Genomic DNA, 12,293 nt, shown 5'->3' with positions numbered 1-12,293 from the left:
AACAGGAGCACCCATGCCGCAGATCACCGTCGACCACTCCGAGCAGCTGACGGACGGCTTCGACCGGCCCGGGTTCGCCAAGGCCCTGCACGCCGCCGTGGTGGAGATCGCGGCGGCCCGGCCCCCGGCCTGCAAGACCCAGTTCCGCCCCACCGAGGTCACCACGGTCGGCCCGGACACCGAGGGCCACGCCGTCGTGCACGTCACCATCGGCCTGCTGCCCGGCCGCACCGAGGAGACCAAGGCGCGGCTCACCGAGGCCGTCCTCGACCTGCTGCGCGACCACATCGAGACCGGCCTCCCGCTGCACGCCTCGGCGGAGGTCCGTGAACTCGACGCGTCGTACCGGAAGTTCGAGATCTAGAACCGGTCGGACGCCAGCGCGATCAGCCGCGTCACGAGGGTCTTGAACGGGCCGTCGGCCGGATCGTCCGCCAGGACGCGCCGGAGCACGGCGGCCGTCTCCTCGTCGTGGGCGGCGCTGACCGCCATCAGCGCCGCGAGGTCGTGCACGAGCTGCACCTCCAGCTCCGCCCGCTCCACCCGCCGCCCGTCCAGCCACAGCAGTGCCGTCGACTCGGCCAGCGAGATCCAGGAGCGGACGACCAGTTCGAGCCGGGCCGGCGGCTCCGGTACCCGCAGCTGGGCGGTGATCTGCTCGTAGGCGGCCTGCCGTACGGAGTCGATGAGCGCGTTCGCCGCGGAGGAGCCGGCGGCCGGACCGCCGCGCATCAGGGCCGAGAAACCCGGACCGTGCTCTTCGACGAAGTCGAAGAAGCGGCCCATCACCCGCAGCAGCCGGGCGCCCAGCGGGCCCTCGGCCGGTTCCGCGAAGCGGCCCGCCAGGTCGTCGGCGGCGCGCTGCAACGCGGCCTCGTACAGGCTGAGTTTGCCGGGGAAGTAGTGGTAGACCAGCGGACGGGAGATGCCGGCGGCCGACGCTATCTCGTCGATGGAGACTTCGTCCGGCGAGCGGCGGCTGAAGAGGTCGAGGGCGACCCCGATGAGCTGCTGCCGACGCTCCTCGACGCCCATCCTGCGGCGTACCCCGGTAGTCATACGAACACCTTACCGATCGGATGACGCCTCCGAACGGAACACTTGTGGCGCGGTGTTCACCTGGCCCGTACAAGACGATCACCCCACGCGCAGAGAACGAGCACACTGGCCGGTTCTCGTCACTGTCTTCACCGCTTGGTAACCGAACGACCTCACGATGTAACCAATCATGTGATCATCTTTGCGCGTGACGAATTCGGCCCAGGAGGCTTCGATGGATGTGGTGCGTCAGTCGGCTCAGGCCGGCCGGGTGGTCGTGTGGGAGGAGTCCGCGCGCGACGGGGCCCAGGCCAAGACACTCATGACTCCCCGGTTCCGGGTGCGGCTGGCCCAGGAGACGGGGCGGGTGTTCGGCGAGGACGGGCCACGGCACGTGGTGTTCGCCGCCGGTTTCCCGGCGGTGTGCGACGAGGAGTTCGAGGCCGTACGCCAGGTCGCGGCCGAGGCCGAGGGCACGGTCAGCGTGGCCGCGGTGTGCCGGGGCGCGCTCCGGGACGTGGAGCAGGCCGTCGCCTCGGTGCGCGGCAGCCGGCACGCGCGGGTGATGGTGGTGGTCCCGGCGTCCGAGGCGATGGCGCAGGTGATGGTCCACAAGACGGCCGAGGAGGCCCTGCGGGGCGGGGTCGAACTGGCCGAGGCGGCCCGGGCCCTGGACGACACGGTCGCGGTGGACATCTGCCTGGCGGACGCCTCCCGGGCCGACACCTCCCTCATGAGCGACTACGCGCAGGCCATGACCGACGCCGGCGCGGGCCTGGTGATCCTGGCCGACACGGTCGGCGCGCAACTGCCCGGCGCCTGCCACGACATGTTCGCCGCCGTGCGGGCCGGCACCGACGAGGACGTGGTGCTCGCCTCCCACCTGCACAACGACCTCGGGCTCGGACTGGCCAACACCCTCCAGGCCCTGGCCGCCGGGACCCGGGTGGTGTCCAGCTCCTGGCTGGGCATCGCCGAGCGGGCCGGCATGGTCGCCACCGAGCAGCTGCTGTTCCTGCTCGCCCGGCACGCCGAGGAGTTCCTGAAGACCGACGCGACGCCCTGGTGGACCGCCCCCGACCTGACCAGGCTCCCCGCGATCGCCCGGATGGTGTCCGAGGAGACCGAGGTCCCGATCAGCGTCACCACGCCCATCGTCGGCACGGGAGTGGGCACCATCTCCACCGGCACGCCCTTCGTCCACCCGCAGCTCTTCCAGCCCTACGACCCGACCCAGGTGCTGGGCATCCAGCCGAAGATCCTGCTGACGCAACTGGCCAGCGCCCGCGTCATCACCGCCGCCGCCGACCGCCTCGGCCACCGGCTCGACAAGGAGCAGACCCGCGCCGCGATGAGCTGGGTCAAGACCCGAGCCTTCCGCACCGGCCGGGCCGTCGTCGACGACGCCGCCTTCGCCGACTTCCTCGACGGCCTCGTCCACACCCAGCGGGTCGGCGCGTGACCGGCCCGGCGGCAGGCCGCGCGGACCGCGCGCCGGTGTCGCTCACCGAAGCCGGGCAGGCGCTGGACGACGGCGCGGCCGTGGTCCTGCCCAACCCGGCGCCGCTCACCCACGTCGTCACCGCCCGCCGGGCCCGGACCGTCAACGAGGCCAAGGGCCGCCCCGGCGACCAGCCGGTCGCCCTGTGGGCCCACCACCCCGACACGCTGAGCGCCCTCGACGACGTCTGGAAGCTGGGGCCCGAGCAGAGCGCGACGGCCCGGTGGCTGCTGACCCGGGAACACCTCACCGTCCTGGTGCCGGTGCACGACGGTGCCGGTACGCCGTCCTGGGCGGCTCCGGCGGTCAAGGACGGCTGGATGCTGCTGTTCGGGGCCCGCTGGCAGCCGCTGCGGCCCCTGCTGGACCGGTCGCCGCTGCTGTACGTCAGCAGCGCCAACCGCACCGGCCGCCCGCCGGTCGCCACCACCGCCGACGCCCTGGCCACGTTCCCGGCCGGCGTCGCCGTCCTGGCCGTGCCGGAGACGGACGCTCCGAGTCCGGCGGCGGACGGCCGGGAGCGGCACGCCACGACCACGGTCCGCCTGCACACCGACGGCCGGACGGAACTCCACCGGCACGGCGCCCAGGACAGACACCACACCGGCCCCGACTACCTGGCGGACCTGCGGACGCGCCACGCGGCCCACCGGTCCGGCACCGACCGGGCCGCACCGGCCGCCCCGCCCGTGCCCGCCACGAACGCGTCCGGACGCCCCTAGGCCGCCCGTCCGCGACGGGCGGACGCGCGACGCGGCCCACCGGTCCGGCACCGACCGGGCCGCACCGGCCGCCCCGCCCGTGCCCGCCACGAACGCGTCCGGACGCCCCTAGGACCGCCCGCCCGCGACGGTGAGAACGACGGCCCGCACCAGGCCCGGACCCGGTCCGACTGCCTAGTGCAGGCCGTCCACCGTCCGGCCGTCCTCGAGCGTGCCCCTCAGGTCGGCCCGGGCCCCCTGCTCCGCCTCGGCCGCCAGCACGTTGTCGTCGGCGGAGGCGTCGATGCCGCCGGTCGCCCGGATCGAGGACACCGCCTCGTTCCCCGCGGCCAGCAGGTACCAGCCGTGCTCCGCCGACTCCCACAGCACCCCGGCCAGCACCCGCGGTGCGCGCTCGCCGCAGGCCGGCACGTCCACGGCCTTCGCCGCGACCGTCCCGTACCGGCCGCCCGGCGTGTGGAACTGGGCGAGCACCTTGGCGCCGGTGCCCCGCCAGGTCTCCGCCCGCGTGCACACCCAGGTCGCCGTCCCGGTCGCGTGCGGCAGCCGCTGCCGCGCGAACTCCCAGGCGTTCACCGACCGCACCCCCTGCCCGCGCACCGCGCCCAGCGAGCAGGCGTACGGCGCCCAGGCCCGCCGCTCCTCCGTCCCGGACACCTCCTCGGCCGCGCCGGGACGCCCGGCGGTGAGGCGGGCCGGGACCAGTTCGCCCAGGTCGCTCACCAGGCGGGTGGTGGAGCCGTCGGTCAGCTCCAGCGTGTTCCAGGAGGCGCAGTCGCCCGGCCGCTGCACCGGGCCGGCCAGCGGGGCCGTCACCCCGTCCGTCAGCGGCAGTTCCGTCGCCTCGGCCTCCGGCTCGGTCAGGTCACGCTCCGCCGCCTTCGTCACCCACGGCGCGGTCAGGTACCGCACGTTGCCGTCCGCCCGGCCCAGGACCACCGCGGTCGCCCCGTCCCGCCCGGCCCCGTCGGCCCGCGCCAGGTCGAGGGCGGCCCCGGCGGTGGAGTCCCTCGGCTCGGCGTACCGGACGACGCGCAGACCGTCGTACAGGAGCACGACGCGGGCGGCGTCGACGGTGCCCGCGTACAGGAGCTGGGGCGGGCCGGGCGGGCCGCCGGACGGGGTGCCCGGCGTCGTCGAGACCCGGACGGTGTCGCCGGGGCGGGCCCAGACGGCCAGGGCACGGCGCAGCAGCCCCCGGTCGCCGGTGAGGTCGCCGCGGGCCGGCCACACGGAGAAGTCGGTGCGCGCGGAGGTCCGCCAGGCGGTGGGGGATACCTCGGTGAGCCTGCCGGGGTCCAGGGCGGCGCGCGCCGACGCGTTGTGCGCGTACGGCGGTGCGGCGGGGCCGTCCGGGCCCCAGCCGTCGCCGAGCGGGCCGAGCAGCGCCCCGCCCGCCACCAGCGCCGCACCGGCGGCCAGCGCCACCCGCAGACGCTGCCGGCGCCGCATCAGATCGGTCGGCCGCGCCTGGAGCGAGCAGGGGTCGAACTCGGCGGAGGACAGCAGCGCGTACCGCTCCCGGGTCCCGGGGACCGACCCGGCCTCGGCCAGCGCCGCCGCCCCGTCGGTGACGCCCGAGGCGGCGAGCACCTGCCGTACCTCGGCGTCGGGCAGCTCCTCCAGACCGCGCAGCGCGTACGCGGCCCGCGCCGGGCCGGACAGCGCGGACAGGGCTCGGTCCAGGGCGAGTTCGTCGGCGCCGCCGGGGCGCGGGAAGAGGCGCAGGCCCCAGACCCGGGGGAGCGGCGGCGGCAACGGGGACCGCCCGGGCCACACCCGGCGCCGCAGCGGCAGGCCCGCTTCCAGCGCCGTACGCACCACCCGCAGCCGGACCAGGGCGTACCCCGGGTCGGCCGCGCGGCCGGTGGACTGGGCCGGGATCGCGGGGGCGGGGGTGCGGTTGCGGGGCAGGGCACGCTGGACGAGGGCGTGCGCGGTCAGGACACGCCGGGTCCGGCCCAGAGCGGGCGGCAGCACCAGGTAGGCGAGCCGGGCCAGACGGGGATAGTGCTCGACGAGCGCGGCCTCGGCCTGTTCGACATCGACGACCGGGTCGCCGGCGGACGGTGCGGGGCGCGGGGCTGCATCCTGTGACTGCACATCCAGCGAAACGAGCGACCAGGTGGTTGGTCACCGGGCCGCCGAGTCCCCCTACGGCTCCACAAGTCCCCGCGCGTAGGCGGCCATCGAGCGCCGGTAGCGCGGCAGGTGCGGGGCGAGCGCGCCCAGCACCAGGGCCAGGCCCTCGCGGTCACGGCCGAGGGAGGACAGGCACAGGGCGAGGGTGGCCCGTACGGCGTCGTCCAACTCGTCGGACGGCGCGTCCAGTTCGGGCGTCAGCAGTTCCACGCCCTCGGTGGCCCGGCCGGTGTTCCGCAGGGAGCTGGCCAGCTGGATCTTCGCCCGGCGGGCCCGGTACGCGCTGACCTCGCCCAGCCCGGCCGCCAGCGCCTGCCGGTACAGGGGGACGGCGCGGTCGGAACGGCCGGTCGAGTCCCAGGCGCAGGCCCGCTCGAACGGGCCGAGCGGACTGTCCTCGGGCACCTCGGCGGCCAGCGCGTCGATCACGGCGCGGAAACCCGCCGGGTCCTGGCCGGGGTCGTCCTCGAAGGCGGCCCAGGCGGCGGTGACACGGTCGTCCCAGTCGGCGTTCACGGGCACCACCCTCGCACATCACGTCACGGACGTTCCTGAGTACTTCGCGCCGCGCGGACGTATCGAGGGCGAGGGCCCCGGCCGGGGGCTCCGTGCGGCATGTCGCCGGAAGGGACCGGAGGAACACATGAGGCTGACCCGACGAACGGTGCTCGCGGGCGCCGGCGCGGTGGCGCTGCTCGCGCTGGCAGGCTGCGCGGGAGGGGCGGACGGCGAGGCGGCGGCCGTGCCGCGGACGGCGACGGGGAGCCTGGAGCACCTGGCCGCCGAGGCGCGCTGCGAGCCGGACCTCCAGACCGACGCCGACGAGATCCGCCAGGCCATCTGCGAGCAGGGGAAGGAGCGGTACGTCCTCGCCACCTTCGCCACCGACCGCGGCCAGCGCGAGTGGATCAACACGGCCAAGGACTACGGCGGTCACTACCTCGTCGGCCGCAAGTGGGTGGCCGTCGGCCACCAGGACGTGGTGGCCGGCCTGCGCGCCTCGCTCGGCGGCACCCTGGAGCAGGGCGCCGACCACGGCGGTCACAGCGGTCACTGAACGGGGGAGGGCCGGTGACGGGAGACCCGCCACCGGCCCTCAGGGGGAAGAGGACGTCTACTCGCAGTCCTCACCGCTGTTGATGCACCGCACGACCTCGTCCATCAGTTCCTCGTCCATGACGTTGATGAAGTCGTTGTGGTCGGTGATCGGCTTGTGCAGCTGCTCCGGGAAGCCGTCCACCGCGTACGGGTTCTTCACCTGGCCGTTCTTCACGGTCGGCGTGGGCACGTCGTACACCAGGCGGACCTGGAGCTGCGGGATGGCCTGGAAGCCGCCGGGGCAGCTGCCGTCGGCCTGGACGAAGGCGACGTGGTCGCGGTGGTTGGCGCTGTCGATGTTCTGGCCGTCCCAGCAGGACTGGAAGTTGGCCGTGCGCACCACCTGGCTGTCGTCCGGGCACAGCGGGTACTTGTCGGTGAGCTGGCGGTCCTCGAAGCCGGTGCAGCTCCACGCGGTGTTGGCGTTGGCGAGGCCGTTGGTGAACGCCTTGGCGTCACCGGTGATGACGCGCAGGAACTTCGGCATCGCCACGACGTCGCCCTGCTTGTTGCCGACGAACCTGATCTCGGCCTGCCGCGCCTTGAGGATCTTGCCGACGTTGCCCTCGGCGCCGCCGCCCAGGTCACCGGCGTCGAACTCCTCGGTGCCGTCCTGGAGCCGCAGCACCGGCCAGTAGTACGTCGACCTGTCGCCCTGGTTCTGGCAGGAGGTGTCGGCGGCGGCCAGGTCGTCGTCGGAGGCGAAGGCGTCGTTGCCCTGGTTGCCGACGTAGTCGTGGGTGTGGTGGGCGCCGTTGTCCACTCCGGGGGCGACGATCAGGTTGTCGCTGTTGTGCAGGTCGTTCTCGTTGACACCGCACACGGTGGTGAAGGTGCCGGTGGAACCGGTGTCCCCGTCGGCGGCGAGTCCGTTGGGGCCCGGGAATCCGTTCGGCTCGACGGTGGTGATGTCGACGAAGTCGGCGGCGACCGGCCCGGCCGCGCCGTTGCCGTTGTCGCCGGGCGCCTGGCTCTCCTCCGGGTCCGGCTCCTGGCCCTGCCCGCCGTCGCCCTGCCCGCCGTTCCCGTTGCCGTCGTTCGGCTGGTCGGCGCCCATGCCCTTGCAGCCGGCGAACCGGTCCAGGCCCCGCGGGGCCTGGCCGCCGACCCGGCGGATGTTGGTGCCGATCCGGTCCAGGACCGCGGTCCGCTTGGACTTCAGGGGCCCGAGGATCGAGTTCCGCACGAAGGCCGAGTCGCCCGCCTGTGCCTGGCGGGTGGCGGCGAGGCGCGCGTACGCCTCGGTGATCTGCTGGTCGAGCCGGGCCAGTTCCCGGTCCACACCGGCGCGCGCCCCTCTCGGCACGTTCCGCAGTTTCTGGCCGACGTCCGGGCACTGGATCGTGGCGACCTGGGCGGCGGCGGACCGCGTCCGGTTGTGGCCGTTGTCCTTCTCGTGCGCCGAGGCGTAGAAGCCGGCCCAGACCAGCCCGCCCCCACCGAGGGCCAAGGCCGCTGTCCCGGCCATGACCTTGGTGGCCAGCGGCATACGGCGTTTTCTTGTGGTGCGTCCCATGAGACTCCTCTTGGCTTCCTTGCGGGGCATCGAGGCGCCCGACAGGAGTGAAGCGGCGCCCTTCCATACGCAAGGCGTCCCACGGGTGTTCAGCCGTCCCGGGAATTACGGCGCGGGAGCCCCGGTCACCGGCCCCGGTCGAGGTGGGCCAGCACCGCCAGGACCCGCCGGTTGTCGTCGTCGGAGACCTCCAGGCCGAGCTTGGCGAAGATGTTGGCGGTGTGCTTGGCGACCGCCCGCTCGGTGATCACCAGCTTGGCGGCGATCGCCGCGTTGGACCGCCCCTGCGCCATCAGCTCCAGCACCTCCCGCTCCCGGGGCGTCAGCCGGGCCACCGGCCCCTCGTCCACCGCGCGCCGGCTGAGCAACTGCTGGATGACCTGCGGATCCATCGCCGTACCGCCCCCGGCCACCTGCCGCACCGCGTCCGTGAACTGCGCCGCGTCGAACACCCGGTCCTTCAGCAGGTACCCGACCCCGCCGGTCCCGTCGGCCAGCAGCTCCCGCGCGTACAGCTGCTCCACGTGCTGGGACAGGACCAGCACCGGCAGTCCGGGCCGGGCGCGGCGGGCGGCCAGCGCGCACTGGAGCCCCTCGTCGGTGTGGGTGGGCGGCAGGCGTACGTCGACCACGGCGACGTCGGGGTCGAGTTCGGCCAGCGCCCGGGTCAGCTCGGGGCCGCTCTCGACGGCCGCCGCGATCTCGAAGCCGTGGGCCTCCAGGAGCCGGACCAGCCCGTCGCGCAGCAGGAACAGGTCTTCGGCTAGGACAACGCGCAAGGCAGCTCCATGGTGACCAGGGTGGGGCCGCCCGCGGGGGAGCTGACGGCCAGGACACCGTCGAAGGTACCGAGCCGCCGTTCCACCCCGGTCAGTCCGGACCCCGGGCCGGCCACCGCGCCGCCCCTGCCGTTGTCGGTGACCGTCATCCGCAGGAAGCCGTCGGTGTGGTGCAGGTCGACCCAGATCCGGTCGGCGCCGGAGTGCTTCACGGCGTTGGTGAGGACCTCGCTCACGGCGAAGTACGCGGCCGACTCCACCGGTGCCTGGGCCCGGCCGGGCAGCTCCACGGTGACCTCGGTGGTGACCGGCAGCCTGAGCGCCAGGGCCCGTACGGCGTCGCCCAGGCCGCGTTCGGCGAGGACCGGCGGGTGGATGCCGCGCACCAGGTCGCGCAGTTCGTCGAGGGCCTCGGCGGAGGAGCGGCGGGCCTGCGCGAGCAGTTCCCTGGCCCGCCGCGGGTCGGTGTCGAGCAGGGCCTCGACGGTGCCCAGGTCCATGCCCATGGCGACCAGCCGGGCCTGGGCGCCGTCGTGCAGGTCCCGTTCGATGCGGCGCAGTTCGGCGGCGGAGGTGTCGACGGCGTCGCGCCGGGTCTCGGTCAGTACGCGGACCCGTTCGGCCAGCGCCTCCTGACCGGAGCCGAGGACGGCCCGGGTGAGCAGGAAGTGGCCGTGCAGCAGGCGCGCGGCGAGGAAGTGGCCGAGCAGCAGCAGGCCGAGGCCGAGGACCGCGGCGCCCAGCGCGGACGCCTGCCCGTCGACCGGCACGAACCCGTACCAGTACCCGTCGGGGAAGACCCGCCACAGCCCGGCCGCGATCGCGAACCCCTCCAGCGGGTAGAGGAGCAGCGCGGCCGGCAGCAGCGCGGTGACGAAGCCGGCCGTCATGTCCACCGGCAGCCACCGCAGGTCCCGCCAGGTCGCCGGGTCGCCCAGCAGCGCGGCCGTACGCGTCCACGGGTTGGCGCCGGGCGGCAGCGGCCGGTAGGCGGGCGGGATGCGCACGCCGCCCCACTCGGCGGCGAGCACCCGCCGCCAGTTCGCGTACGTCCGTACCCCGGTCAGGACGTGGGGCGTCGTGACGAGGCCGACGCCGATCGGGACGAGCGCGAGGGACACGGCGGTCAGGACGAAGCACAGCACCGACCCGGGCAGGGCGACGAGCGCCAGGGCCAGTCCCCGCACGGCGGCCCGTCCGGCGCCGCGCGCGCCACGGTGTCCCCCGGCCCGCCCGTTCGCCGGCTTGATGGTCATGTCGGTCGTCATACGGGCAGTCTGGCCGAGCCGGTGGCACCGGTCACTGGGCCGAGCCCCCGGCCGGGGGTGGTGTCAGGTACACCCCCGGCCGGAGAGGGTGGATCAACGCTCGTGCGGTGGCGTGTACTTGTAGCCGACGCGGCGCACGGTCCGGATGGCGCCGCGGTGTTCGGCGCCCAGCTTGCGGCGCAGCCGGGCGACGTGGACGTCGACGGTGCGGCCGTCGCCCACGTGGCCGTACCCCCACACCGTGGAGACCAACTGGTCCCGAGTGTGCACCCGGTGGGGGTGGGCGACGAAGTGGGCGAGCAGCTCGAACTCCAGGTAGGTCAGGTCGAGTTCGCGTCCGGCGACGGAGGCGGTGCGGTGCGCGGTGTCGATCCGCACCAGCGGGTCGGCGCCGGTGGTGTCCGGCTCCTGCTCCTGCGCCGCGGTGAACGGCGGCTGCCGGTCGGCCGGGACGAGCACCAGGTACCCGACCATCGGCGGCCGGCCCGGCAGGGCGGGCAGGGCGTGCGGCGGGGCGGGCAGCCAGGTGGCGCCGGGCGGCAGCAGGTCCGCGACGTCGATCGTCTCGTCCCGGTCGACGGCCCGCAGCCGGTACCGGGTGCCGTGCGGGACGGAAGCCAGGGAAGGGGAGGTGGTCGCCATGAGAAGTCAGCTCTTTCGCGCGAGGGTTCGTCGGGAAGAGCGACGGGCGCGAACCGGTGGCCGCGCGCGTCGCGGACGTACGCCGTGCGCGCTGGCCGGAGGCCGGGGTTACGGCTTCACGGGGCCGCGCGCGAGGGAGGCGCGACAACACACCCGGTCGAAGTCGTGGTGCTGACGGGACGGCCAGAAGGGCTCCAGGTCGTGGCGACCCGGCGCGTGGTGCTTCTGGAGGCTGACCATGCCTCCATTGAACCACCACAGGGGCGCCCACCGCGACGGTGGGCGCCCCTGTGTGACGAGCACGGCGGCGGTCAGACCTGGCCGGCCTTCTCCAGCGCCTCGCAGCAGGTGTCGACGAGGAGGCGGGTCACCACGTACGGGTCGACGTTGGCGTTGGGGCGGCGGTCCTCGATGTAGCCCTTGCCGTCCTTCTCGACCTGCCACGGGATGCGGACCGAGGCACCGCGGTCGGAGACGCCGTAGCTGTACTCGTTCCACGGGGCGGTCTCGTGCAGGCCGGTGAGGCGGTCGTCGATGCCGGCGCCGTAGTTCTTGACGTGGTCCAGCGGCTTGGAGCCCTCGCCGAGCGACTCGGCGGCGGTGATGATCGCGTCGTAGCTCTCGCGCATCGCCTTGGTGGAGAAGTTGGTGTGCGCGCCGGCGCCGTTCCAGTCGCCCTTGACCGGCTTGGGGTCGAGGGTGGCGGCGATGTCGAAGTCCTCGGCGGTGCGGTAGAGCAGCCAGCGGGCCACCCACAGGTGGTCGGAGACCTCCAGGGGGGAGACCGGGCCGACCTGGAACTCCCACTGGCCGGGCATGACCTCGGCGTTGATGCCGGAGATGGCGAGCCCCGCCTTCAGGCAGTTCTCCAGGTGGGCCTCGACGACCTCGCGGCCGAAGATCTCGTCGGCGCCGACACCGCAGTAGTAGCCGCCCTGGGGGGCCGGGAAGCCGCCCTTGGGGAAGCCGAGCGGGTAGCCGTCCTTGAAGAAGGTGTACTCCTGCTCGATGCCGAAGATCGGCTCCTGCGCGGCGTAGCGCTCGGCGACCTCGGCCAGCGCGGCGCGGGTGTTGGTCGGGTGCGGGGCCATGTCCGTGTCCAGGACCTCGCACAGGACGAGCACGTCGTCGCCGCCGCGGATCGGGTCCGGGCAGGTGAAGACCGGCTTGAGCACGCAGTCCGAGGAGTGGCCCTCGGCCTGGTTGGTGGAGGAACCGTCGAAGCCCCAGATCGGCAGGGCGTCCAGACCGGCCGGGGCGCCCGTGATGATCTTCGTCTTGGAACGGAGCTTGGCCGTCGGCGCGGTGCCGTCGATCCAGATGTACTCGGCCTTGAAGGTCACGGGGACACATCCTTCGGGTGGGTCTGGGCGCACATGCGGGTGCTGGTGCTGGGGGCGCTGCTGCACCGGAGCGCCGCGGGTGATGCCCCGCAGCTTGTCAACAGGCGGTTTCCCGGCCATTGCCCGTTTGTGAACCCCGTGTTACCTGGGGGTGGTGTGGCCGGATTCGCGGTGTGAGGGGTCTCCCGGGGGCGATGCCGGGCGGGCGGGGCGCCCGGAGCGGTGCGGGGGCGCGGTGCCGGGG

12 protein-coding genes are annotated in these 12,293 nt (G+C 74.1%); 4 read left to right on the top strand and 8 right to left on the bottom strand.

Going from position 1 to position 12,293, the window contains the following annotated elements:
* Positions 1-13 precede the first annotated feature (13 nt).
* Positions 14-364 (top strand): 5-carboxymethyl-2-hydroxymuconate Delta-isomerase, encoded by a 351-nt coding sequence (locus tag J7I94_RS33630; RefSeq protein WP_215173404.1) that lies wholly within the window; start codon positions 14-16, stop codon positions 362-364.
* Here J7I94_RS33630 and J7I94_RS33625 read toward each other — a convergent pair.
* A complete protein-coding gene (locus J7I94_RS33625) occupies positions 361-1,059 on the bottom strand; it encodes a TetR/AcrR family transcriptional regulator (RefSeq protein ID WP_215173402.1) in 699 nt (232 codons plus the stop codon). The genes J7I94_RS33630 and J7I94_RS33625 overlap by 4 nt on opposite strands.
* A gap of 214 nt (positions 1,060-1,273) precedes the next feature.
* On the opposite strand from J7I94_RS33625, the gene J7I94_RS33620 reads away from it, so the two are divergent.
* Positions 1,274-2,500 carry a 2-isopropylmalate synthase gene (locus tag J7I94_RS33620; RefSeq protein WP_215173399.1) on the top strand — a complete coding sequence of 409 codons (1,227 nt, stop codon included), beginning with the start codon at positions 1,274-1,276 and terminating at the stop codon, positions 2,498-2,500.
* A gap of 35 nt (positions 2,501-2,535) precedes the next feature.
* Entirely contained in the window at positions 2,536-3,261 is a 726-nt protein-coding gene (locus J7I94_RS33615; RefSeq protein WP_215173397.1) for a hypothetical protein, read from the top strand.
* Between the two features lie 174 nt (positions 3,262-3,435).
* On the opposite strand, the gene J7I94_RS33610 is transcribed toward J7I94_RS33615, so the two are convergent.
* Together J7I94_RS33610 and J7I94_RS33605 are read right to left on the bottom strand one after the other, a co-directional pair.
* The gene (locus J7I94_RS33610) at positions 3,436-5,364 is read right to left on the bottom strand and encodes a hypothetical protein (RefSeq protein ID WP_215173395.1); all 1,929 of its coding nucleotides are present in this window, start codon (positions 5,362-5,364) and stop codon (positions 3,436-3,438) included.
* 51 nt (positions 5,365-5,415) lie between these two features.
* A complete protein-coding gene (locus J7I94_RS33605; RefSeq protein WP_215173393.1) occupies positions 5,416-5,919 on the bottom strand; it encodes a tetratricopeptide repeat protein in 504 nt (167 codons plus the stop codon).
* Positions 5,920-6,046: 127 nt separating this feature from the next.
* Between J7I94_RS33605 and J7I94_RS33600 the strand changes: the two genes are divergently transcribed.
* Positions 6,047-6,460 (top strand): hypothetical protein, encoded by a 414-nt coding sequence (locus J7I94_RS33600; protein WP_215173391.1) that lies wholly within the window; start codon positions 6,047-6,049, stop codon positions 6,458-6,460.
* A gap of 57 nt (positions 6,461-6,517) precedes the next feature.
* On the opposite strand, the gene J7I94_RS33595 is transcribed toward J7I94_RS33600, so the two are convergent.
* From J7I94_RS33595 to glnII, 5 genes are all read right to left on the bottom strand, one after another.
* Complete coding sequence (locus J7I94_RS33595; RefSeq protein ID WP_215173389.1) at positions 6,518-8,017, bottom strand: DUF1996 domain-containing protein; 1,500 nt, start codon at positions 8,015-8,017, stop codon at positions 6,518-6,520.
* 125 nt (positions 8,018-8,142) lie between these two features.
* Entirely contained in the window at positions 8,143-8,796 is a 654-nt protein-coding gene (locus J7I94_RS33590) for a response regulator transcription factor (protein WP_215173387.1), read from the bottom strand.
* Complete coding sequence (locus tag J7I94_RS33585; RefSeq protein WP_374198474.1) at positions 8,781-10,064, bottom strand: sensor domain-containing protein; 1,284 nt, start codon at positions 10,062-10,064, stop codon at positions 8,781-8,783. Before J7I94_RS33585 ends, J7I94_RS33590 begins: the two co-directional genes overlap by 16 nt.
* Positions 10,065-10,157: 93 nt before the next feature.
* Positions 10,158-10,706: a winged helix-turn-helix domain-containing protein gene (locus tag J7I94_RS33580; RefSeq protein ID WP_215173384.1), complete on the bottom strand. Its 549-nt coding sequence runs from the start codon at positions 10,704-10,706 to the stop codon at positions 10,158-10,160.
* A 311-nt stretch (positions 10,707-11,017) separates the two neighbouring features.
* Positions 11,018-12,049 carry a glutamine synthetase gene (gene glnII, locus J7I94_RS33575; protein ID WP_215173382.1) on the bottom strand — a complete coding sequence of 344 codons (1,032 nt, stop codon included), beginning with the start codon at positions 12,047-12,049 and terminating at the stop codon, positions 11,018-11,020.
* Positions 12,050-12,293: the final 244 nt, after the last annotated feature.

Origin of the sequence: Streptomyces sp. ISL-12, from assembly GCF_018614415.1 — a bacterium.
GTDB lineage: Bacteria > Actinomycetota > Actinomycetes > Streptomycetales > Streptomycetaceae > Streptomyces.
Note: the sequence above shows the minus strand (reverse complement) of the source record. Positions and strands in the feature narration are given on the sequence as shown.